The following is a 20,552-nucleotide window of genomic DNA, read 5'->3' on the forward strand; positions in this document are numbered from 1 at the left end:
TTCACTAGGCGGTGGCAGTTACCGCCCGGGGCTGCCGCCCCGACGGTTCTCCATGTCCGTGTTCGGCAAGCGGTGGTCGCGCCGCGGCGGAATCGGAGAATCCCTGCCGGACGCGTTCCGGAGTGCGCTTGTCGACAGTCGTAACGATGGGGAATTGGTGAAGGAAACTCGAAAGTCCACGGGAATTATGTGACCACCCGGACGGGTGACGCACGCATGTTCTCCGGCCGGTTGTTCAGGCGGAACAGCGGGTTTCTGGGCGTACTCTCGTACGGGTGTCCGTGACGTCCTGACATTCGGGTGAATGAAGAGAACCAAATGCCCCGGGCCGAGTTGGGCAGGGCGCGCTCCGGCATGGGGCGTCGAGGGCGAGAGGGGTTCATCGTGATCAAGATGGTTCTGGCTACGGGCGCCGTCGCCGCCTCCACTGTCGGCATCTCGGCCACGCGCGCTCCGCAGGCGATGGCCATCGGCAACGACACCGGCACCACCTCGGTCAACGGCAACGGCGCCTCGCAGTCCTTCGGCAACTCCGAGACCCGTGGTGACTGGAGCCCGCAGTTCGGCCTGGTCCAGGGCTGCCTGAGCGAGCCCTGCGTCGGCCTCCCGGCCAAGGTCAACGCCGGTTCGCTCCGCGGTGTCGCCCCGGTCGCGGTCCGGGACGTCAACGTCCTGTCCTCGCCGCAGAACCAGCAGTGCACCGAGAACTCCACCCAGGCCAAGGGTGACGAGCCCCTGTCGCACATCCTGGACACCATTCCGGTGCTTTCCGGCAACGGCGTTTCCACCAGCTGATCCAGCCGCACCGAACTGGCCCGGGCCGCCGGCGTTCCTCCTCTGTGCGGCCCGGGCCTGCTGCTGCCCGCGGCTCGCTCGGCGCATCGGAGATTCCGGGTGATTCCGGCGGTGACGCCGGGCGATCGGGGGATTACGTCATTCGGGCGGATTTCCGTGAATTCTCTCCTTGAAGAGTTTCGTGCACGGACTTGCATCGTTACGAATTACAGTGGCGGAGTTACGAGCGATCAGGACAGCGCTCGTGCGGCACGAAAGTCGTGACCGCTCCGGACTCCGTCAAAGAAAGGGATGAAAGTGAAGTACACCAAGGCTGCTGCCATCGCCGCCGGAACGCTGATGGCGATCGGTGCCGCTACGCCCGCCTTCGCCGACACCGGTGCCGATGGCTCCGCTCTCAACTCTCCGGGCGTCATTTCCGGCAACGTCATCCAGGTTCCGATTCACATTCCGGTCAACGCCTGCGGCAACACCGTGAGCGTGATCGGTCTGCTCAACCCGGCCTCCGGCAACGCCTGCGCCAACAGCTGACCGCTGTCGGCCGAGCCCCGTGCTCATTTCCGGTTCGCCCCGGATCGCGTCTCCTGCGATCCGGGGCGTTCCTCTTTTTCTGCGTTCTCCGTCCCGGAGGTGCGCGGCACTCCAGGTCGCCGGTCAGGCCGACGGCGTGGCCCAGGGCGCTGCGCCGCTGCTCGGTGGCGTGCCTCTCGGCGGCTGATCCGTCGTAAGGCGGAAGTTTCCCCACCCATGGGCAGCTGCTCGAACCCCTCGTTGGAGGGGAGTACTGGGCCGGTTGCCGCAGTTGCGGCGGCCGTTACCCGTCGAACCGGGTACAGGCGTCCCATGGACCAGTACGACAGCCAACGCTCGTGGGGCCTGCACCGGCACACGGAGGACGACACCCCGATCTACGACCGCCTGCTCGCCGAATGGCAGGCGGCCCGGCGGGATCGGGACCGGGACCGGGCACCGCGTCCCGAGCCGGGTCCGCCCCTCGCGGACGGACTCGTGCCCGCCGCGCGCACCTCCTGCGAGGACCTCGGTGAATGATCTCCGGATAGAACCCATGTGAGTGGTGCTGCGGAACCAGCACTTCCGTATCCGTGACGAGGCGCTGTCGCACATCGCGGACGACATCCCGGTGCTGTCGGGCAACGGCTCCCTCACCAACTGACGCCTCGTGATGTGCGGGCGGCCGGGGCCGAGCCCCGGACCGCCCGAACTCCCGTGTCCGTACGGGACCGCACGCGCCGATGCCCACCGCTCCACGGGGGGTGGTGGGCATCGGGCGTACGGATCAAAAATGTGTTGACGCCGTCGGGCGGTCCCGGGCTATCGTGTGCAGCGTTCCGGACGGCGGGCATGAACCGCCGGTGTCGGTCCCGTGCTTGGACCAGGAGGTGAGGACATTGATGACTGTCGCCGCGGTGGGCGCTGCCCACAACCCGAAGAGCATCGTTCTCACTCCCGTGGTCGCCGGCTGACCTTCTCCGTAACTTCCACGCGCCCGTGTGCGCGTCGCCGGGGCCACCCTTTGAAGGGTTTCCCTTGTCTTTCTCCTCGCTTTCCCCGCTCACCTCCCTCGTCGGCCCGTCCGTGTCGCATCCGCTGGCACCGTACGGCTGGGACGACGACTGGGCCGCCGAGTTCGCTCCCCACGCCGAACAGGGGCTGCTGCCCGGACGGGTGGTGCGGGTGGACCGCGGTCAGTGCGATGTCGTCACCCCCGACGGCACCGTGCGCGCCGACACCGCGTTCGTGGTGCCGCGCGACCCGATGCGGATCGTCTGCACGGGCGACTGGGTCGCCGTCGACCCCGAAGGGGATCCGCAGTTCGTACGGACGCTGCTGCCACGGCGTACCGCCTTCGTGCGCTCGACGTCGTCGAAGCGGTCCGAGGGACAGGTCCTCGCCACCAACGTCGACCACATCGCCATCTGCGTCTCGCTCGCCGTGGAGCTCGACCTGGGGCGGGTGGAACGGTTTCTGGCGCTCGCCATGTCCAGCTCCAGCGGTGACGCACTGCTGCGGGACGGGGCGTCCGCGCAGGACGGCGCTGCTCAGCCGCTGGTGGTGCTGACGAAGGCGGACCTGGTGCCGGACGCCGCCGGGCTGGCGTACCTCGTCCAGGACATCGAGACCGTCGCCCCCGGTGTGCAGGTGCTGCCCGTCAGCTCCGCCACCGGGGAGGGGCTCGACGTGCTCGGCGCCATCGTCTCCGGCGGTACAAGTGTGCTGCTCGGAGTGTCCGGCGCGGGCAAGTCCACGCTTGCCAACGCCCTGCTCGGCGACGACGTGATGGCTGTCCAGGCAGCCCGTGACGTCGATGGCAAGGGCCGGCACACCACCACGACCCGCAACCTGCTGGTCCTGCCCTCCGGGGGCGTCCTCATCGACACCCCCGGGCTGCGCGGGGTCGGTCTCTGGGACGCGGAGGCCGGTGTCGGGCAGGTCTTCTCGGACGTGGAGGACCTGGCCGGGGAGTGCCGCTTCCACGACTGCAACCACGAGTCCGAGCCCGGCTGCGCAGTGCTCGCCGCCATCGAGGACGGCGCGCTCCCCGAGCGGCGCCTCGACAGCTACCGCAAGCTGCTCCGCGAGAACCAGCGCATCGTCGCCAAGACCGATGCCCGGGTACGGTCCGAGATCCGCCGCGAGTGGAAGCGCAAGGGGGCCGAGGGCCGGGCGGCCATGGACGCCAAGCGGGGCCGGCTGCGGTAGCGCACGGGGCCGGCTCCACGTCCGAAAACCGCGAGCGTGCCACTGGGGGGTGGCGCACACTGGCGGCGTGATGGACGAACAGACCAGGTACGAGGCGGTGAGCAGCCGCGACGCGCGTTTCGACGGGGAGTTCTTCTTCGCCGTCGAAACCACCGGCATCTACTGCCGGCCGAGCTGCCCCGCCGTCACCCCCAAGCGGAAGAACGTCCGCTTCTACCCGACCGCGGCCGCCGCCCAGGGCCACGGCTTCCGGGCCTGCAGACGATGCCGCCCGGACGCCGTCCCGGGGTCCGCGGAATGGGACGTACGCGCCGATGTCGTCGGCCGCGCCATGCGGATGATCGGCGACGGCGTGGTCGACCGGGAAGGCGTTCCCGGTCTTGCCCAGCGGCTCGGCTACAGCTCGCGCCAGGTGCAGCGGCAGCTCAATGCCGAGCTGGGCGCCGGACCCGTCGCCCTCGCCCGTGCCCAGCGCGCGCACACCGCACGGGTGCTGCTCCAGACGACCGGGCTGCCCGTCACCGAGATCGCGTTCGCGTCGGGCTTCGCCAGCGTGCGCCAGTTCAACGACACGATCCGGCAGATCTACGCCCGTACGCCGAGCGCACTGCGGGCCGAGGCCGGCACCGGGGTGGGCGCGGCGGTACGGGAGGCACGCACGACCGGGGTCCCGCTCCGGCTCGCCCACCGCGGGCCGTACGCCACCCGGGAGGTCTTCGATCTGCTGGCCGGTGAGACGGTTGCCCGGATCGAGGAGATCAGCGGCGAGCCCGGCGCCCGTACCTACCGGCGCACCCTGCGGCTGCCGTACGGGACGGGCATCGTCGCCGTCGACGAGCGGTCCGCGGGGGCGTGGCTGGACGCCCGGATCCACCTCACCGATCTGCGTGACCTGACGACGGCGGTGCAGCGGCTGCGGCGCCTCTTCGACCTGGACGCCGATCCGTATGCCGTCGACGAGCGGCTCGGCGTCGACCCGCTGCTGGCACCGCGCGTCGCCGCCCGCCCGGGGCTGCGGTCGCCGGGGGCGGCGGACCCGGAGGAGTTCGCGGTACGGACGCTGGTGGGCCGGGACACGGCGGAGCGGCTCGTGGAGACGTACGGGAAGGTTCTGGACGTGCCCTGCGGAGGGCTGACGCATGTGTTCCCTGAGCCGGGAGTGCTGGCAGGAGAGGCGGAGGGGCCGGCGCTGCGGGCGCTGGCGGCCGCGCTGGCGGACGGGGACGTACGGCTCGACGCCGGGGCGGACCGCGAAGAGGCCGAGCGTGCGCTGCTGCGGCTGCCGGGGATCGGTCCGGCGGCCGCGGCGCTGATCAGGATGCGGGCGCTCGGTGACCCCGATGTGGATCCGGACGGGCGTCCCGAGGCGGAGCGGTGGCGGCCCTGGCGTTCGTACGCCGTGCGCCACCTGGAGCTCCAGGGACTGCCTTCGGATCATGCCGGATCGGCCTGACCCGAACGTCAGGCCTCTTCTTCGAGGCCCCAGCGGGAAGGGGTCGGGCGGTCAGCCCCAGAGCACCGTTCCCAGCCACGCCCCCGTCACCAGCAGACACGCGAACAGCTCGACGAGTACGGAGTAGCCGGTGGCCCGCATCACCGAACGGAGCGAGGCCCGCGCCGCTCCGCCGCTGCCGAGCCGCAGGCGTTCCGTGCCGTAGATCGCCCCGATGTATCCCAGGATCCCGCCCAGCACGGGCACCACGAAAAAGCCCACGATCCCGGCGATCCCGCCCAGCATCAGCGTCTTGCGCGGCGCCCCGGCCTCGTGCGGGCGGCGCGGCCGCAGCAGCGGTTTCAGCGCCTGGTTCAGCAACAGGAGTGCGGTGGCGCCGATCAGTACGCCCCAGGCGGCCGGGCTCCTGTCGGTGAGCGCCCACCACAGCACGGCGGCCCAGATGATCGCCTGGCCGGGCACCCCGGGCACCAGCACGCCGACCAGGCCGAGCAGCATGACCAGGCCAACGGCGATGAGCTGCCACACACCCATCTCACCAGCCTGCCGGAGTCCGGCAGGTTCCGCCCGTCAGCAAGGTTCGGCTCGGACGCCGTCGACGCAGCTCAGAGGGGTAATGAGGGGGTCCCGAGGCCTTACGGCCTCCCCCTAGGGCGTGTTTCGAAAGTCCCGCCTGCCAGGCGGCGTCTGGCACGGGCGGACCCGACTTGCTCAGGCCCGCGGCGTGCGGGCCACCCAGCCCCGTTCGTACGCGTGCCAGCCCAGCTGCAGCCGTGTCGACACCCCGGTCAGCTCCATCAGGCCCTTCACCCGCCGCTGTACGGTCCGCAGTCCCAGCTCCAGCTGTTTCGCCACGCTCGCGTCCGTGAGCCCGGCCAGCAGCAGCGACAGAATTTCCAGATCGGTCGGATCGGGACCCACGGAGTCCTCGTGAGCCCAGCCGCTCTCGCCCAGCCGCAACGGCATGGCCTCGCGCCACACCGCCTCGAAGAGCCCCATCAGCGACTCCAGCAGCCCGGAGGCATGGACGACCAGCGCCGCGGGCTCGGCACCCCGGCCGGTCAGCGGAACCATCGCCAGCGAGGCGTCGGCGACGACCAGCTTGGTCGGCACCTGGTCGACGACCCGGCACTGTTCGTTCCGGCTCAGGGCCGCCGACAGCTCCAGGATTCCGAACGGCAGGGCGAGCACCTCCCGCTCGAGCACCACCCGGAAGGACACCCCACGGGCCGCCGCCTGCTCCTCGGACTCGTTCTCCATGCCGCTGACGGCGATCGGCTTCCCGGTGACGAGGGCGCACACCTCGCTGGTCGCACCCAGCTGCAACTGGTGGAAGCGGTGCGCCACCGCGCTCGCGCCCGTGACCACCTCGACCAGATCATGCACGGCGGGCTCGGCCGCATCCGCCCGGTACTCCTCGGCGAGCAGTGCCGCCGCCAGTTCCGCCTGCTCCAGTTCGTGGCGCTGCTGGGTCAGCAGCGCGCCCAGAGCGACCCCCGGCGGCGCCGCCACCCACCGCCCGGTGCGGGCGGACGACTGGGCGGCGAGGCCCTGTTGCTCCAGTCGGCGAAGCGCCCGCTCGGTCTCCGACTCGGGAAGTCCCAGCCGGTGTGCGAGGTCGGAAACCTCCGCTGCGCCCAACGCGACGAGCGCGCGATAGGCGGACTCCTGTCTCCCGTCGAGACCTATGGCTCCCAGCACCCTTGGACCCCTCCCCGGACGCGTCAGTTCCGCATCGTTCCGCCCTGTTCGGCCGGCCGGTCGTGGCGGAAAACGGCCACGGCGTAAACCCGCCGTGTACATCATCCCTGCATCGCCCGTCGCCATGCCAATGTGGCGCCCACCGCAGCACCAATAGCCTCCGGAATCAGCCAGCTTGTGCTGTCCTGATCCGTATTCATCTGGGGAGAGCGATGCGCCCGATATCGCGTACGGCACTGGGAGCGGCGACCGCCGCGGTCCTGGCCGTCACCGTGGTCGCACCGTCCGTGGCAGCGCCACCGACGGAGTCCACTTCGAAGAGCCCGCTGACCGGCAGCGCGGCAGCCGACGCCGCCGCTGTCGCGAAGGGCGGCAAGCCAGTCACCGTCACCCTTGTCACCGGCGACAAGGTCCTGGTGAGGACGGACCGTTCGGGGGCCTCGTCGGCCACCGCACTGCCCCGCGAGGACGGCACCGTACCCCTCATGCAGACCCGGCAGTCCGGCAAGGACCTGTATGTCTACCCGGACACCGCGACCGAGGCGCTCGCTGCGGGCACGGTCGACGAGGAGCTCTTCAACGTCACCGGACTGATCCGCCAGGGCTACGACGATGCGAGCACCACGTCCCTGCCGCTGATCGCGGTCTACGGCCAGGACCTGGCCCGTTCCGCGCCCGCCACCCCGCGCGGCGCGAAGCGCGGGCTCTCGCTCGACGCCATCGACGGCGTCGCGCTCAAGGCGGACAAGGCGAAGGCCGCCGACTTCTGGTCGGACGTCACCCAGAACCGCTCCCGCTCGGCCTCCGGTCTCAAGAAGCTCTGGCTCGACCGCAAGGTCCAGGCCACCCTCGACAAGTCGACCAAGCAGATCGGCGCCGACCTCGCCTGGGCCGCCGGATACGACGGCAAGGGCACCAAGGTCGCCGTCCTCGACACCGGTGTCGACGCCGAACACCCCGACCTCAAGGGCCGGATCGCCGCCTCGGAGAACTTCACCGACTCCAACACCACGGACGACCGGCAGGGCCACGGCACCCATACCATCTCCACCGTGGGCGGCACCGGCGCGGCCAGTGACGGCAAGAAGAAGGGCGTCGCACCCGGCGCCGATCTGCTCGCCGGCAAGGTCCTCAACGACAGCGGCTTCGGTGCCGAGTCCTGGATCATCGCCGGCATGCAGTGGGCCGTCGACCAGAAGGCCGACGTCGTCTCCATGAGCCTCGGGAGCCCGACGCCGACCGACTGCACCGACCCGATGAGCATCGCCGCCGAACAACTCGCCCAGAGCAAGAACACGTTGTTCGTCATCGCGGCGGGCAACTCCGGCCCGACGCTGAACACCGTCTCCTCCCCGGGCTGCGCCCCCAGCGTGCTGACCGTCGGCGCCGTCGACCGCGACGACTCCACGGCCCAGTTCTCCAGCCGCGGACCCGTGATCGGCTCGCACACCCTCAAGCCCGAGATCGCCGCCCCCGGCGTCGCCATCTCGGCGGCGGCGGCCGGTGGCCGCGGTGTCTACGCGTACCGGACGATGTCCGGTACATCGATGGCCACCCCGCATGTCGCGGGCGCCGCAGCGATCGTGAAGCAGCGTCACCCGGACTGGACCGCACAGCAGATCAAGGCGGCTCTCGTCTCGTCCGCGAAGAGCGACATCCCCGGCGACGTACGGGAGACCGGCGGCGGCCGCCTCGATGTGAAGGCCGCCATCGACACCACCGTCGTCGGTGCCCCCGCCGTCCAGGGCGGCACGTTCAACTGGCCGCAGGACAAGAGCGACCGCACCACGGTCGACATCCCGTACACCAACTCCGGCACCGAGCCGGTGAAGCTGTCGCTGAAGGTCCAGGGCGTCACCGGTAACGACGGCTCGGCCGTCCGCTCCTCCGTCGCGAAGCTCGACGCGAGCAGTGTCACCGTCCCGGCCGGAGCCACCGTCAAGGTCCCGCTGCAGATCGACCCGACCGCGCAGCTGAAGGCCGCCCAGTACGGTGATGTCACCGGGCGTGTGCTGGCCACCGGCGCCGACGGCGTCAAGGTCTCCACACCGTTCTCGCTGTACGTCGGCGCGGAGACCGTCACCCTGCGGGTCAAGCTGGTCGACCGCACCGGCAAGCCCGCCGCGGGCGCCTCCTCGCTGGACGTCATCGGCACCGACACCGCCCGTGGTGAGCGCCGCTTCAACGACGGCTCGGCCGACCAGGTGTACCAGGTCCGCCCTGGCGCCTACTTCGTCTCCAGCTTCATCATGTCGCCGGACCTGAAGGACGCCACCGGCAGGCTCGTCGAGTCCGTCGGATACCTGGCGCGCCCGCAGCTGAACGTCACCAAGGACACCACCCTGGTCCTGGACGCCCGCAAGGCTCACCAGATCCAGGTGAAGACGGAGGACCGCGCGTCCGAGGCCCGTTCCACGACCCTCGCCTTCGGCCGCAGCTGGGACGACGTCTGGCTGCACTCGGGCTCCATCACCGGCACCCGCATCGTCAAGAACTACCTGGTCGACATCCAGGGCAGGGCGAGCGACGGTGACTTCGAGTTCGACAGCGCCTGGCGTGCGTACGCCCCGCAGATCGAGAAGCTCTCGGTCGTCGGCGGCGCCGAACTGCACCCGCAGCTCGCGAGCACCGGCTCCGTCAACCTCGACGGTACCGGCGAGGCCGCGCTCGTCGACGCGGGCACCGGCACCCCCGCCGAGCTGAAGGCCGCCGATGTCACGGGCAAGATCGCCCTGGTGAAGGTCGCCGACGACGGATCCATGAGCGTCCAGGCGCGGAACGCCAAGGCCGCCGGGGCCAAGGCGATCATCGTGCACCGGCCGTCCGCGGGCGTCTGGCAGCCGTCCGTCGGCTTTGGCTCGGCGCCGCTGCCCTCCCTCGCCGTCGAAGCGAGTGAGGCCGCCGGCCTGAACGCCGCCCTGGCCGCCGGTCCCGTGAAGCTGCGTTGGAAGGGCACTGCCGCCAGCCCGTTCGTCTACAACCTGAGCTTCCCCGAGACCGGCCCGGTCACCTCGGACCGGACGTACAAGGTCCGTGACAGCAAGCTCGGCATGTCCACCGCCACGTACGAGGCGATGGGCGTCGCAGCCGACTACGTCGACACGATGATCATCGGCCGGCCGTACGGCGGTCGCTACTCCGCCGCCTCCGACACCGTCGCCGTCCCCGGAAAGCGCACCGAGTACTACTCGGCGGGCGACACCGGCTGGGAGCGGTACGTCTCCTCCAGCTTCCCCTGGGGCGAGTTCATGGTCGACCCGGCTCGTACCTACACGTCCGGCTCGGAGCGTACGGAGAACTGGTACCGGGGGATCGTCGGCCCGTCCACTCCGCGTGACGCCCAGGGCAAGGAAGTGCTCGCCGCCGAGCGTCAGGACAACCTGATCGGCGTCGCCCCGGGCTTCTGGGCGGACAGCGAACACGCCGGCATCCAGGGCTCCTTCGGGGATATTGGCAATATGAGGCTCACCAGCGGTGGCAAGGTGCTCGGCGAGTCCGGGTGGCCGTCCGGGGTGTTCACCGTCCCGGCCGAGGACGCGGCGTACGAACTCACCATGCAGACCTTCAAGTTCGGTCAGCCCGCCACCGTGTGGAAGCGGTCCACCCAGACCGAGACCACCTGGAAGTTCCGTTCGAAGCAGGACGAGAACGTGTACTCGCAGGGGATCCCGCTGCTCTTCCCGGGCTACGACCTGGCGACCGACGGGCTCAAGACCCTTCCGGCGAAGGACGGTCAGACGATCGGCCTGAGCGCCACCGGCCACGCCGGCTACACCCCCGGCAAGCTGGTCGCCGCCAAGGTCTCCTACTCGTACGACGGTGGCACGACCTGGACCCAGGCCACCACCGCACAGCAGGACGGGCGTTGGACCGCGACCGTGAACCACGCGGGTGCGGCTGGCAAGCCGGTCACGCTGAAGACGGAACTGACGGACGCCAACGGCAACTCCGTCATCCAGACCGTGAACGACGCGTACGCCGTGCGCTGATCACGCCCTGACCGGTCCGCCGGGCGACCTTCCCGTGGGGGGTGGAGTCGCCCGGCGGACCTCTATTTTCCTGATGACCCGGTTTCGTACGGCCCGTGCGGTGGACAATAAGGGCATGAGCCAGCAGGGGGAGAGGCCCGCCGCCCACGAGGACGACTGGTGGCGCAGGCTGTACGACGAAACCGCCGCGGACGCCGGGGCGAGCAGCGCGGCCGACAGTCTCGACGACCGCTTCGACTCGGCTTCGGGGGCGGTGGGTCCGGCGGGGCCCGGCGCGGGCGCCGCCGTTCCGGAACCACCACCCGTGGCGCCCGCCGACGGTCCGCCCGTGCCACCTCCGCCGCCGGCTGCACCTCCGCCTTCGTCTGCACCTCCGCCTCCGCCTTTCTCGGCACCGGAACCTTCGCCGCCGCCTCCTCCCGTGCAATCCGTGCAGGCGCGTGCGCCGTGGGAACCGCCGGTCGGCCCCACGCGGCCGAGCACGTTCGCCACACCGCCGCCGGCCAAGCCGCCATCCGTTGTCGAAGCGCCGCCGGTCCCTCCGCCGCTCCCGGTCGAAGCGCCGACCACAGCCTCCGTACCGCTGCTCCCGCGACGGCAGGTCTCCGTGAAGCCGGAGGCGCCCGGGGCGGGACCGACCATCCCGCTCCCGGCCGCACCCATCCCCGGGACGGCTCCCGAACCCCCTTCGGCTCCCACGGTCCGCCCCGGCCTCTCGTACGTAGGCGACCGTCCGCCCACCTACGACGCCGAGCCGACCGCTCTCCCGGCCACCGTCCCCCAGGAACTGGACGGGCTCGTCGCCGACACCGTGCTCGACGGCGCCCGGTACGGGACATACACGCTGCGCGCCGCCTCCGTGCGTGGCGACTCCGCCCGGTTCCGGGGAGAGCCCCGGCGCGACGCCTTGCTCACCGTGCGGTTCGGTGCCGCCGAGAACGCCCTCGTGCTCGTCGCCGTCGCCAGCGGCGCCCGTGCCACCGAGGGTGCCCATCTCGCGGCCGCAGACGCCTGCCGCTGGATCGGCGGAGCCGTCGGCCGCAGTCACCCCCGGCTCTCCGAGGACATAAGAGCTGGTCGCCGCGGCGACCTCAAGTCCGGTCTGCACCGACTCACCGACCGCAGCTACGGCAAACTGCGCGCCCGCGCTGTCGAGCTGGGGCTCGAACCGGAGGAGTACACCGCGGGGCTGCGGTGTCTGCTGCTGTCGGCCGATCCCGCCTGCCGGACCCGGGTCTTCTTCGGGGTGGGCGGCGGGGGGCTCTTCCGGCTGCGGGACGGCGTCTGGCAGGACCTCGAACCGGATGTTCCGGACCCTGGGGCCATGACCGGGCAGGCCGTCGTCGGCTTCGGGTCCGCGTCCCCCGAGAGCGGGCCCGACGGCGACCTGCTGACCATGGACCTGGGGATCGCGACGCCCCCGTCCCCGTACGTCGAGAGCCCGCCACCGCCACCCGCGCCGCCGTTCCGGTTCCGCGCCTCGGTAGCCCGCCCGGGGGACACGTTGCTCCTGTGCAGTACCGGTCTCGCCGAACCGCTGCGCAGCGAACCCGCCCTCGCCGAGGAGCTCGCCGAACGCTGGACGCCCCAGGAGCCGCCCGGCCTGGCGGCGTTCCTCGCGGACACCCAGCTCAGGGTGAAGGGGTACGCCGACGACCGTACGAGTGTCGGCGTCTGGGAGGCGTAACCGCACGCGCCATGGGTTGATGGATTCCTGTCGCGGAGAGGATACGCACCCATGGCCAAGCAGAACGTGTCGGAGCAGTTCGTCGACATTCTCGTCCGGGCAGGCGTCAAGCGCCTGTACGGTGTCGTCGGCGACAGCCTCAACCCGGTCGTCGACGCCGTTCGCCGCAATGCGGCCATCGAGTGGATCCAGGTCAGACACGAGGAGACCGCCGCCTTCGCTGCCGGCGCCGAGGCCCAGATCACCGGGACCCTGGCCGCCTGCGCGGGTTCCTGCGGCCCCGGCAATCTGCACCTCATCAACGGCCTCTACGACGCCCATCGCTCGATGGCCCCGGTCCTCGCCCTTGCCTCGCACATCCCTTCGAGCGAGATCGGTCTCGGCTACTTCCAGGAGACCCATCCGGGGCTGCTCTTCCAGGAGTGCAGCCACTACAACGAGATGATCTCCAACCCGCAGCAGATGCCCAGGCTGCTCCAGACCGCGATCCAGCACGCGATCGGACGCGGTGGGGTCAGCGTCGTCTCGATGCCGGGCGACATCGCCTCCCAGCCGGCGCCGGAGAAGTCGATCGAGCACGCCCTGGTCACCGCGCGGCCGACGGTCCGGCCCGGTGACGAGGAGATCGAGAAGCTCTGCCGGATGGTTGACGCGGCGAAGCGGGTGACGCTGTTCTGCGGGAGCGGCACGGCGGGCGCACACGCCGAGGTCATGGAGTTCGCCGAGCGGGTGAAGGCCCCCGTCGGTCATGCGCTGCGCGGCAAGGAATGGATCCAGTACGACAACCCGTACGACGTCGGCATGAGCGGACTGCTCGGCTACGGTGCCGCGTATGAGGCGACCAACGAGTGCGACCTGCTGATCCTGCTCGGCACCGACTTCCCGTACAACGCCTTTCTGCCTACCGATGTGAAGATTGTCCAGGTCGATGTGCGCCCCGAGAACCTCGGCCGCCGCTCCAAGCTGGATCTGGCGATCTGGGGCGATGTCCGTGAGACGCTGCGCTGTCTGACGCCGCAGGTGAAGGTCAAGACCGACCGCAAGTTCCTCGACCGGATGCTGAAGAAGCACGCCGACGCGCTGGAGGGCGTGGTCAAGGCGTACACCCGCAAGGTCGAGAAGCACATCCCTATCCATCCCGAGTACGTCGCCTCGGTGCTCGACGAAATCGCCGACGACGACGCGGTGTTCACCGTCGACACCGGCATGTGCAATGTGTGGGCGGCCCGCTATCTCACCCCCAACGGCAAGCGCCGGGTGATCGGTTCGTTCAGCCACGGCTCGATGGCCAACGCACTGCCGCAGGCGATCGGCGCCCAGTTCGTCGACCGGAGCAGGCAGGTCGTGTCGATGTCCGGCGACGGCGGATTCACCATGCTGATGGGCGACTTCCTCACCCTCGTCCAGTACAACCTTCCGGTGAAAGTGGTCCTGTTCAACAACTCGTCGCTCTCCATGGTCGAGCTGGAGATGCTGGTCGCGGGGCTTCCGTCGTTCGGTACGACCAACAAGAACCCGGACTTCGCGGCGATCGCCCGGGCCTCCGGGGCGTACGGGGTACGGGTGGAGAGGCCCAAGCAGCTCGAAGGCGCCCTCAAGGACGCCTTCAAGCACAAGGGACCGGCCCTGGTCGATGTCGTCACCGACCCCAACGCGCTCTCCATCCCCCCGAAGATCAGCGCGGAGATGGTGACCGGCTTCGCGCTCTCCGCAAGCAAGATCGTGCTGGACGGCGGCGTGGGCCGGATGCTTCAGATGGCCCGCTCCAACCTGCGGAACGTGCCACGCCCCTGACGGCCTCCCGTCGCTCAGGCCGGGGTCAGCCGCACCGTCAGGATCTGGAACGGCCGCAGCGCCAGTACGAGACCGTGCTCATCGGTGGTTGCCTCGTTCAGGGGTCGTTCCAGCAGGTCGGTGATCTGCGTCCGCACGACGGGGAAGCCGACCCGGAGCGTGGCCTCCGCCCGCCCGCCCGCCGACTCGTACAGCCGGACGACCACATCGCCGCTTCGGTCCTCGGCGAGCTTCACCGACTCCACGGTCACCGCCGGATGCCCGGTGGTGACGAGCGACGGCACGGCCGGGGCCACTGCCGCGCGGAGCGGCAGATTGAGCGCGAGTCCCTCGCGTACCGCGTCCGAGACCTCCGCCCCGGGCGCCAGCGCGTACCGGAACCGGTGCGTGCCGAGGTCGGTCTCCGGATCCGGGCTGTGCGGAGCGCGCAGCAGCGTCAACCGTACGGTCGTGGCGAGCCCCGACCTGTGCGGGGTCCGGGTCACGTCGTGCCCGTACGTGGAGTCGTTGAGCACCGCGATCCCGTATCCCGGCTCGGCGACCCGCAGCCAGCGGTGCGCACAGATCTCGAAACGCGCCGCGTCCCAGCCGGTGTTGTCGTGCGTTGCGCGGTGGACGTGCCCGAACTGGATCTCGGACGTGGACCGTTCGGCATGCACATCGAGCGGGAAAGCGACCTTGAGGACCTTCTCCGACTCCTGCCAGTCCACCTCGGTGTCGATGTCGATCTGCCTGCTGCCCGCCGCCAGCCGGATCTCCTGCACGATCCGCGACCTGCCGAACGAGCGCACCACGCGTACGGCCGCCCGCAGCGGTCCCTCCTCGACCAGCTCGACCGAGTCGGCATCGGTCAGATCGGTGCGGGACCGGCGGTAGTGCCGGTCGATGTCCCAGGCGTCCCAGTGGTTGGGGTGGTCCGGGTGCAGCTGAAGGAGGTTGGCCCGGTGACCGGGGGCGAGGACCTCACGCCGTGCGCCGAGGTCACGGACGGCGGCGATCAGCCCGTCGCGGTCGACGGTGAAGCGCAGCAGGCCGTTGTCGAGGACCAATCCGCCGTCCGACGTGCGGCCCGCCGTGACCTCGTGTTCGGGTACCGCAGACCCGTCGAGCAGTCCTGAGCCCAGTCCCGGCGCCTCGGCGAACACTGCCGTGCGCCGGTCGGCCAGCTGCTGGACATGGGCACCGGACGGCAGCACCGCGCTCGCCTCCGCGTCCAATTCCAGCACCTGACGTCGGTCGTACGGCGAGGAGTTGAGCGCCACCAGCCCCTCTGCGGCGCCGAGCGCGGTCACCGCCTCGGCCACCAGGTCGGCCAGCTCCGACCGCACCTGTTCGTAGGTGTCGCGGGCCTCGCGGTGCACCCAGGCGATCGACGAGCCGGGCAGGATGTCATGGAACTGATGCAGCAGGACCGTCTTCCACACCCGGTCCAGCCTCTCGTACGGATAGGCGTACCCGGGCCCCTGAAGTGCTACCGCCGTCGCCCACAACTCGGCCTCCCGCAGCAGGTGTTCACTGCGACGATTGCCCTGCTTGGTCTTGGCCTGGGTGGTGTACGTCGCCCGGTGCAGCTCCAGATACAGCTCGCCGGACCAGACCGGGGCCTGCTCGGCGTATTCGTCCTCCGCCGCCGCGAAGAACGCCGACGGCTTCTCGATCGTGACCCGCGGAGAACCCTCCAGATCGCGGAGCCGGCGCGCCTTCTCGAGCATCTCGCGGGTCGGACCGCCGCCGCCGTCGCCCCAGCCGAACGGCACCAGCGAGCGGGTCGCCCGCCCTTTCTCGGCGAAGTTCTTCTCCGCATGGGCGAGTTCGCGGGCGTGGAACTGTGCGTTGTACGTGTCGACGGGCGGGAAATGGGTGAAGACCCTGGTCCCGTCGATGCCCTCCCACCAGAAGGTGTGGTGCGGCATCTTGTTGGTCTGGTTCCAGGAGAGCTTCTGCGTCAGGAACCACCTCACCCCCGCCAGTGCGGCGAGTTGCGGGAATGCCGCCGTGTAGCCGAAGGAATCCGGCAACCAGATCTCCTCCGTCTCCACGCCCAGCTCCTCCTGGAAGAAACGCTTTCCCTGCATGATCTGCCGCGCCAGCGCCTCACCGCCCGGCATATTGGCGTCGGACTCCACCCACATCGAACCGACGGGCGCCCACTGTCCGTCCGCCACCGCCTGCTTGATCCGCTCCCAGATGTGCGGCTGTTGGTCACGCACCCAGGCGTACTGCTGGGCCTGCGAACAGGCGAAGACCAGCTCCGGATAGTCCTGGGCGAGCGTGGTGACATTGGCGAACGTGCGCGAGGCCTTGCGTACCGTCTCGCGCACCGGCCACAGCCACGCCGAATCGATGTGTGCATGACCGGCGGCCGAGATCCGGTGCGCGCTCGCCGACGCGGGGCGGGCGAGTGCCTCGGCGAGCTCGGCCCGGGCTCCGGACGCCGTGCCCGCCACATCGTGCAGATCCAGTGCGTCGAGCATCCGCTCCAGCGCCCGCAGGATCTCGTGCCGTCGTGACCGGTCGGCGGGCAGTTCGTGCATCAGCTCCGACAACACCTCGATGTCCAGGACGAGATGCCAGACCTCCTCGTCCAGTACGGCGAGGTCCGCGGAGACGAACCGGTACAGGGGCTGGTCGCCCGCCGTGAGGACGTCCCCGAGCGGGTTCGGCACGAAGCCGTGCTCCAGCACGGCCGGGTTGGCCGCCGCCTCCAGCAGCAAGGAGACCGGCTCACCGCCCGACGCCGCGGTCGCGACCCTCAGATGGCGATTGCGGGGGTGGATGCCCTTGAGCGGTACGCCCTCCATGTCGTAGAGCATCCCCTCCGCCTGGAAGCCCGGAACCTGACCGGAGAATCCGGGGTCGACGACCACCTCGACGTGGCGCCCCACCCACGCCTCGGGCACTGTGCCCTCCAGTCTGAACCAGCTGGTCGACCAGGGCCTGCCCCACTCCGTGCCGGCCCGGCACGGCTCGTACCTCCCCTTCATCGCCTCCGTCACCGGCACCGGTTCGCCCGGTGCGTGCCACACGGAGAGGGTGAGCGGGGACCGGTCCGCGTACTGGGCGGGGCGGATGAATTGCTGGAGGGCGCGCTCCAGGCGGCCCTCCACCAGCGTGCGGTCGTCGTGCATCACGGCTCCTCGGGATCGGCGCTGCGGGGTGTCCATGGCTCCACTTCCCCGGCGGCGGAACCGGCACCCCTGAGAGCGGCGCGACGGGGTGACAGCTGTTCAACTGGCCCTGTGCGCACCCTTGGCGGCCCTAAAGCAATGTGACATATTACTGGCGTGCCCATGAGACAGACCCTGGATGTCGTCATCGTCGGGGCCGGAGTGGTCGGTGCCGCCTGCGCCTACTACGCCTCCCGGTCCGGACTGTCCGTAGCAGTGGTCGACCGCGGACCGATCGCCGGAGGCACCACCGGAGCCGGGGAGGGAAACCTCTTGGTCTCCGACAAAGTTCCAGGACCTGAACTCGAACTGGCCCTGCTCTCCGCCTCCTTGTGGCGCCGACTGGCGGAGGAGCTGCCTGCGGACATCGAGTACGAGCACAAGGGCGGCCTGGTCGTGGCGGCGTCCGAGGAATCCCTGACCACCCTGTCCACGACGGCCGCCGGCCAGCGGGCGGCCGGAGTCGAGGCGTACCACGTCACATCCGACCGGCTCCGCGACATCGAGCCTCATCTCGCGCCGCACCTCGCCGGAGGCTGCCACTATCCGCAGGATGCGCAGGTCCAACCAGCAGTCGCGGCAGCCGAGTTGTTAAGGTCAGCCGGCCGCTCCGGGGCACGCCTGTGCCCGGGGGAGGAGGTCGTCGCGATTCTCAGAGACCGAGCGGGCGCGGTACGCGGGGTGCGCACCGCACGCGGCGAACTGCTCGCCCCGGCGGTCGTCAACGCGGCGGGCACCTGGGGCGGCGACCTGGCCGCACTGGCCGGAGTGGACCTGCCGGTCCTGCCGCGCAGGGGGTTCGTACTCGTCACCGAGCCGTTGCCCCGGCTGATCCGGCACAAGGTCTACGCGGCGGAGTACGTGGCCGATGTGTCGAGCGGGTCCGCGGCGCTGCAGACCTCGCCCGTGGTGGAGGGAACCCCCTCGGGGCCGGTGCTGATCGGGGCCAGCCGCGAGCGGGTCGGCTTCGACCGGACATTGTCGGTTCCGGTGATCGCCCGACTGGCCGCCCAGGCCGCCGCCCTCTTCCCCGTACTGGCGGATGTGCGGGTGATGCGCGCCTACCACGGGTTCCGCCCCTATCTGCCCGATCATCTGCCGGCGATCGGCCCGGACCCCCGGGTGCCGGGTCTCTTCCACGCCTGCGGCCATGAAGGGGCCGGGATCGGGCTGGCCCCCGCGACCGGGCGGCTGGTCGCCGATGCGATCGCCGGGCGGCAGCCGGAAATCGATCTCGGACCGTTCGCCCCGGACCGGTTTCACACCATGGGGCAGACCACATGACGGTGGAGGGGGCTTTTGCCCCGGGAGAGGATGTTGTGAGACGTACCCGTGCACGCACCCCGGCCGAGCTCGTCGCGGCGGAGCCGGGACCGGCATTCCAGCTGACCTTCGACGGGCGCCCGATCCGTGGACTGCCGGGCCAGAGCATCGCCGCGGCACTCTGGTCGGCGGGCATCCTGACCTGGCGTACCACTCGCGTCCACGGCCGACCGCGGGGAGCCTTCTGCGGCATCGGTTCCTGTTACGACTGCCTGGCCACCGTCAACGGCCGGCCCAACCAGCGCGCGTGCTTGCTTCCCGCCCGTCCCGGCGACACCATCACCAGGCAGGAGGGCGACGGGCATGCCGCACTCGACAGTTGAACGCCTGCCACGGGCGGCGGACCGTGCCGGACTCGCCGTGGTCGGCGCGGGGCCGGCCGGCCTGGCCGCGGCCGTCACCGCGGCCGATCACGGGCTCGACGTGGTTCTGCTGGACTCGGCCGTCACGCCCGGCGGACAGTACTACCGAAGCCCGGCCGACGGGCTCGGCGCCGCCCGGCCGGGCGCCCTTCACCACGGCTGGTCCGTCTTCGCCGAACTCTCGGCACGGCTTGCGGCGCACCGCGACTCCGGCGCGATCCGCCATCTCGCCGACCACCACGTCTGGACGGTCGAACGAGCCGGTGACGGCGACTGGATCCTGCACGCCGTCACCGGATCCGAAGGCGACTACCGCATCGCTGTCCCGGCCCGCCGACTGCTTTTGGCGACGGGGGCCCATGAACGCCAACTTCCCTTTCCCGGGTGGACACTTCCAGGTGTGGTGAGTGCGGCCGGGGCCCAGGCCATGCTCAAGTCCGGCCTGGTGCTGCCGGGCCGCCGGATCGTGGTCGCGGGGAGCGGTCCGCTTCTTCAGGCCGTCGCTCTCTCGCTGACGCGCGCCGGTGCCGGCGTTCCGGCGCTGGTCGAAGCGTCCGGATACGGCGCGTACGCGCGAAATCCCCTGGTGCTGGCCGTCAACCCCGGCAAGGCTGCGGAAGCGGTCCGGTACGGGGTGGCGCTGGCCCGCGCCGGAGTTCGGGTTCTGTCCCACCGGGCAGTCACCGACGTGCACGGCGAGGACCGGGTGGAGGCGGTGACCGTCAGCCGGGTGGACCACCGATGGCGTCCGCTGCCGGGGACCGGTCGCAGGATCGCCTGCGATGCACTCGCCGTCGGGCACGGGCTCGTTCCTCAGCTGGAACTCGCCGTGGCGGTGGGCTGCGGTACGCGCGTGTGCGCGGACGGTACGCACGCGGTCGTCCTCGACGAGCAGCTCAGGACCACCGTGCCGGGGGTCTGGGCGGCGGGGGAGACGGGCGGTATCGCGGGTGTCGAACTGGCACTGTATGAGGGTGAGTTGGCTGCGCTGTCAGTTCTTCGCGAGGTTCGGGGCGGGGTGCGGCGGGAAGCGGCACGCAGAGCCGTCGCCCTGCGTCGTTCCCGGCGCGGCCTGCGGGCCTTTGCCGCGTTGATGGGCGCTGTGCACCGGCCGAGGGCGGGGTGGAGCGAATGGCTGACCGACGACACGGAGGTCTGCCGTTGCGAAGAGGTCACCGCGGGCCGGATCCGTGCCGCGTGCGAGGAACTCGGAGCGGGTGACACCCGGACCGTCAAACTGCTCACCCGGGCCGGGATGGGGTGGTGCCAGGGCCGGACCTGCGGATTCGCCGCCCGCGAACTGGCCGCTGCGCACGGCACCGCACACAACACGGGACGCGGCACCGGAGAAGAGCCGGACGGACCTGACCGGCGGCCGCTGGCCTGCCCCGTGAAGTTGTCCACGCTCGCCGAGCCGACCGACCCGGGGTAGACCCGCACCCATGTCCCGCAGCGCCTCGGCGCTCCTAGGGCCTGTTCTGAGTTCCCCGCCTGCGCCCCGACGCCCGGCACGCACGCTCGCCGCACGGTGTCGCAGGACAGGTGGCTCCGCCACATGAC

At 70.6% G+C, this 20,552-nt stretch carries 14 protein-coding genes; 11 read left to right on the top strand and 3 right to left on the bottom strand.

The genetic code is table 11. The features are described from left to right. Window positions 1-384: 384 nt before the first annotated feature. The 5 genes from AB0915_RS21195 (at window position 385) to AB0915_RS21215 (ending at window position 4,969) form a co-directional block, all read left to right on the top strand. Window positions 385-795, top strand: a complete 411-nt coding sequence (locus AB0915_RS21195) for a rodlin (protein WP_366692554.1) — start codon at window positions 385-387, stop codon at window positions 793-795. A gap of 297 nt (window positions 796-1,092) precedes the next feature. Beyond that, window positions 1,093-1,326 (top strand): chaplin, encoded by a 234-nt coding sequence (locus AB0915_RS21200; protein WP_366692555.1) that lies wholly within the window; start codon window positions 1,093-1,095, stop codon window positions 1,324-1,326. Window positions 1,327-1,638: 312 nt separating this feature from the next. Continuing rightward, window positions 1,639-1,845 carry a hypothetical protein gene (locus tag AB0915_RS21205; protein ID WP_366692556.1) on the top strand — a complete coding sequence of 69 codons (207 nt, stop codon included), beginning with the start codon at window positions 1,639-1,641 and terminating at the stop codon, window positions 1,843-1,845. Window positions 1,846-2,343: 498 nt separating this feature from the next. Further along, the gene (gene rsgA, locus AB0915_RS21210; protein ID WP_366692557.1) at window positions 2,344-3,516 is read left to right on the top strand and encodes a ribosome small subunit-dependent GTPase A; all 1,173 of its coding nucleotides are present in this window, start codon (window positions 2,344-2,346) and stop codon (window positions 3,514-3,516) included. Window positions 3,517-3,586: 70 nt separating this feature from the next. Further along, window positions 3,587-4,969: an AlkA N-terminal domain-containing protein gene (locus AB0915_RS21215; protein ID WP_366692568.1), complete on the top strand. Its 1,383-nt coding sequence runs from the start codon at window positions 3,587-3,589 to the stop codon at window positions 4,967-4,969. 51 nt (window positions 4,970-5,020) lie between these two features. Here the strand turns inward: AB0915_RS21215 and AB0915_RS21220 are convergent, their stop codons facing one another. Both AB0915_RS21220 and AB0915_RS21225 read right to left on the bottom strand, forming a co-directional pair. Then, complete coding sequence (locus tag AB0915_RS21220) at window positions 5,021-5,503, bottom strand: DUF456 domain-containing protein (RefSeq protein ID WP_366692558.1); 483 nt, start codon at window positions 5,501-5,503, stop codon at window positions 5,021-5,023. 177 nt (window positions 5,504-5,680) lie between these two features. Beyond that, window positions 5,681-6,670, bottom strand: a complete 990-nt coding sequence (locus tag AB0915_RS21225) for a helix-turn-helix domain-containing protein (RefSeq protein ID WP_366692559.1) — start codon at window positions 6,668-6,670, stop codon at window positions 5,681-5,683. 212 nt (window positions 6,671-6,882) lie between these two features. On the opposite strand from AB0915_RS21225, the gene AB0915_RS21230 reads away from it, so the two are divergent. The 3 genes from AB0915_RS21230 to AB0915_RS21240 all read left to right on the top strand — a co-directional run bounded on the left by AB0915_RS21230 (window position 6,883) and on the right by AB0915_RS21240 (window position 14,140). Next, window positions 6,883-10,659, top strand: coding sequence for a S8 family serine peptidase (locus tag AB0915_RS21230; RefSeq protein ID WP_366692560.1), 3,777 nt, complete (start codon window positions 6,883-6,885; stop codon window positions 10,657-10,659). A 115-nt stretch (window positions 10,660-10,774) separates the two neighbouring features. Then, on the top strand, window positions 10,775-12,346 hold the full coding sequence (locus AB0915_RS21235; protein WP_366692561.1) for a protein phosphatase 2C domain-containing protein: 1,572 nt from the start codon (window positions 10,775-10,777) through the stop codon (window positions 12,344-12,346). 51 nt (window positions 12,347-12,397) lie between these two features. Continuing rightward, a complete protein-coding gene (locus AB0915_RS21240; protein ID WP_366692562.1) occupies window positions 12,398-14,140 on the top strand; it encodes a pyruvate dehydrogenase in 1,743 nt (580 codons plus the stop codon). A gap of 14 nt (window positions 14,141-14,154) precedes the next feature. Here AB0915_RS21240 and AB0915_RS21245 read toward each other — a convergent pair whose 3' ends face one another. Beyond that, the gene (locus AB0915_RS21245) at window positions 14,155-17,268 is read right to left on the bottom strand and encodes a glycoside hydrolase family 38 C-terminal domain-containing protein (RefSeq protein WP_366692563.1); all 3,114 of its coding nucleotides are present in this window, start codon (window positions 17,266-17,268) and stop codon (window positions 14,155-14,157) included. 162 nt (window positions 17,269-17,430) lie between these two features. Between AB0915_RS21245 and AB0915_RS21250 the strand changes: the two genes are divergently transcribed. From AB0915_RS21250 to AB0915_RS21260, 3 genes are read left to right on the top strand one after another with little or no spacing between them, the layout of a single operon-like run. Further along, on the top strand, window positions 17,431-18,591 hold the full coding sequence (locus AB0915_RS21250; RefSeq protein ID WP_366692564.1) for an FAD-binding oxidoreductase: 1,161 nt from the start codon (window positions 17,431-17,433) through the stop codon (window positions 18,589-18,591). Next, a complete protein-coding gene (locus AB0915_RS21255) occupies window positions 18,588-18,953 on the top strand; it encodes a (2Fe-2S)-binding protein (RefSeq protein ID WP_366692565.1) in 366 nt (121 codons plus the stop codon). Before AB0915_RS21250 ends, AB0915_RS21255 begins: the two co-directional genes overlap by 4 nt. Then, complete coding sequence (locus tag AB0915_RS21260) at window positions 18,934-20,424, top strand: NAD(P)/FAD-dependent oxidoreductase (protein ID WP_366692566.1); 1,491 nt, start codon at window positions 18,934-18,936, stop codon at window positions 20,422-20,424. The genes AB0915_RS21255 and AB0915_RS21260 overlap by 20 nt, the downstream gene beginning before the upstream one ends. The last annotated feature ends 128 nt before the right edge of the window (window positions 20,425-20,552 follow it).

The sequence above is a fragment of the Streptomyces sp. NPDC048411 genome, assembly GCF_040704695.1.
Taxonomy (GTDB): domain Bacteria; phylum Actinomycetota; class Actinomycetes; order Streptomycetales; family Streptomycetaceae; genus Streptomyces.

Excerpts from the sequence above, each read along its gene's own strand:
- AB0915_RS21205 (WP_366692556.1), top strand. The coding sequence starts at position 1,639 with ATGGACCAGTACGACAGCCAACGCTCGTGGGGCCTGCACCGGCACACG.
- AB0915_RS21215 (WP_366692568.1), top strand. The coding sequence starts at position 3,587 with ATGGACGAACAGACCAGGTACGAGGCGGTGAGCAGCCGCGACGCGCGT.
- AB0915_RS21220 (WP_366692558.1), bottom strand. The coding sequence starts at position 5,503 with ATGGGTGTGTGGCAGCTCATCGCCGTTGGCCTGGTCATGCTGCTCGGC.
- AB0915_RS21230 (WP_366692560.1), top strand. The coding sequence starts at position 6,883 with ATGCGCCCGATATCGCGTACGGCACTGGGAGCGGCGACCGCCGCGGTC.
- AB0915_RS21235 (WP_366692561.1), top strand. The coding sequence starts at position 10,775 with ATGAGCCAGCAGGGGGAGAGGCCCGCCGCCCACGAGGACGACTGGTGG.
- AB0915_RS21240 (WP_366692562.1), top strand. The coding sequence starts at position 12,398 with ATGGCCAAGCAGAACGTGTCGGAGCAGTTCGTCGACATTCTCGTCCGG.
- AB0915_RS21245 (WP_366692563.1), bottom strand. The coding sequence starts at position 17,268 with ATGCACGACGACCGCACGCTGGTGGAGGGCCGCCTGGAGCGCGCCCTC.
- AB0915_RS21250 (WP_366692564.1), top strand. The coding sequence starts at position 17,431 with ATGAGACAGACCCTGGATGTCGTCATCGTCGGGGCCGGAGTGGTCGGT.
- AB0915_RS21255 (WP_366692565.1), top strand. The coding sequence starts at position 18,588 with ATGACGGTGGAGGGGGCTTTTGCCCCGGGAGAGGATGTTGTGAGACGT.
- AB0915_RS21260 (WP_366692566.1), top strand. The coding sequence starts at position 18,934 with ATGCCGCACTCGACAGTTGAACGCCTGCCACGGGCGGCGGACCGTGCC.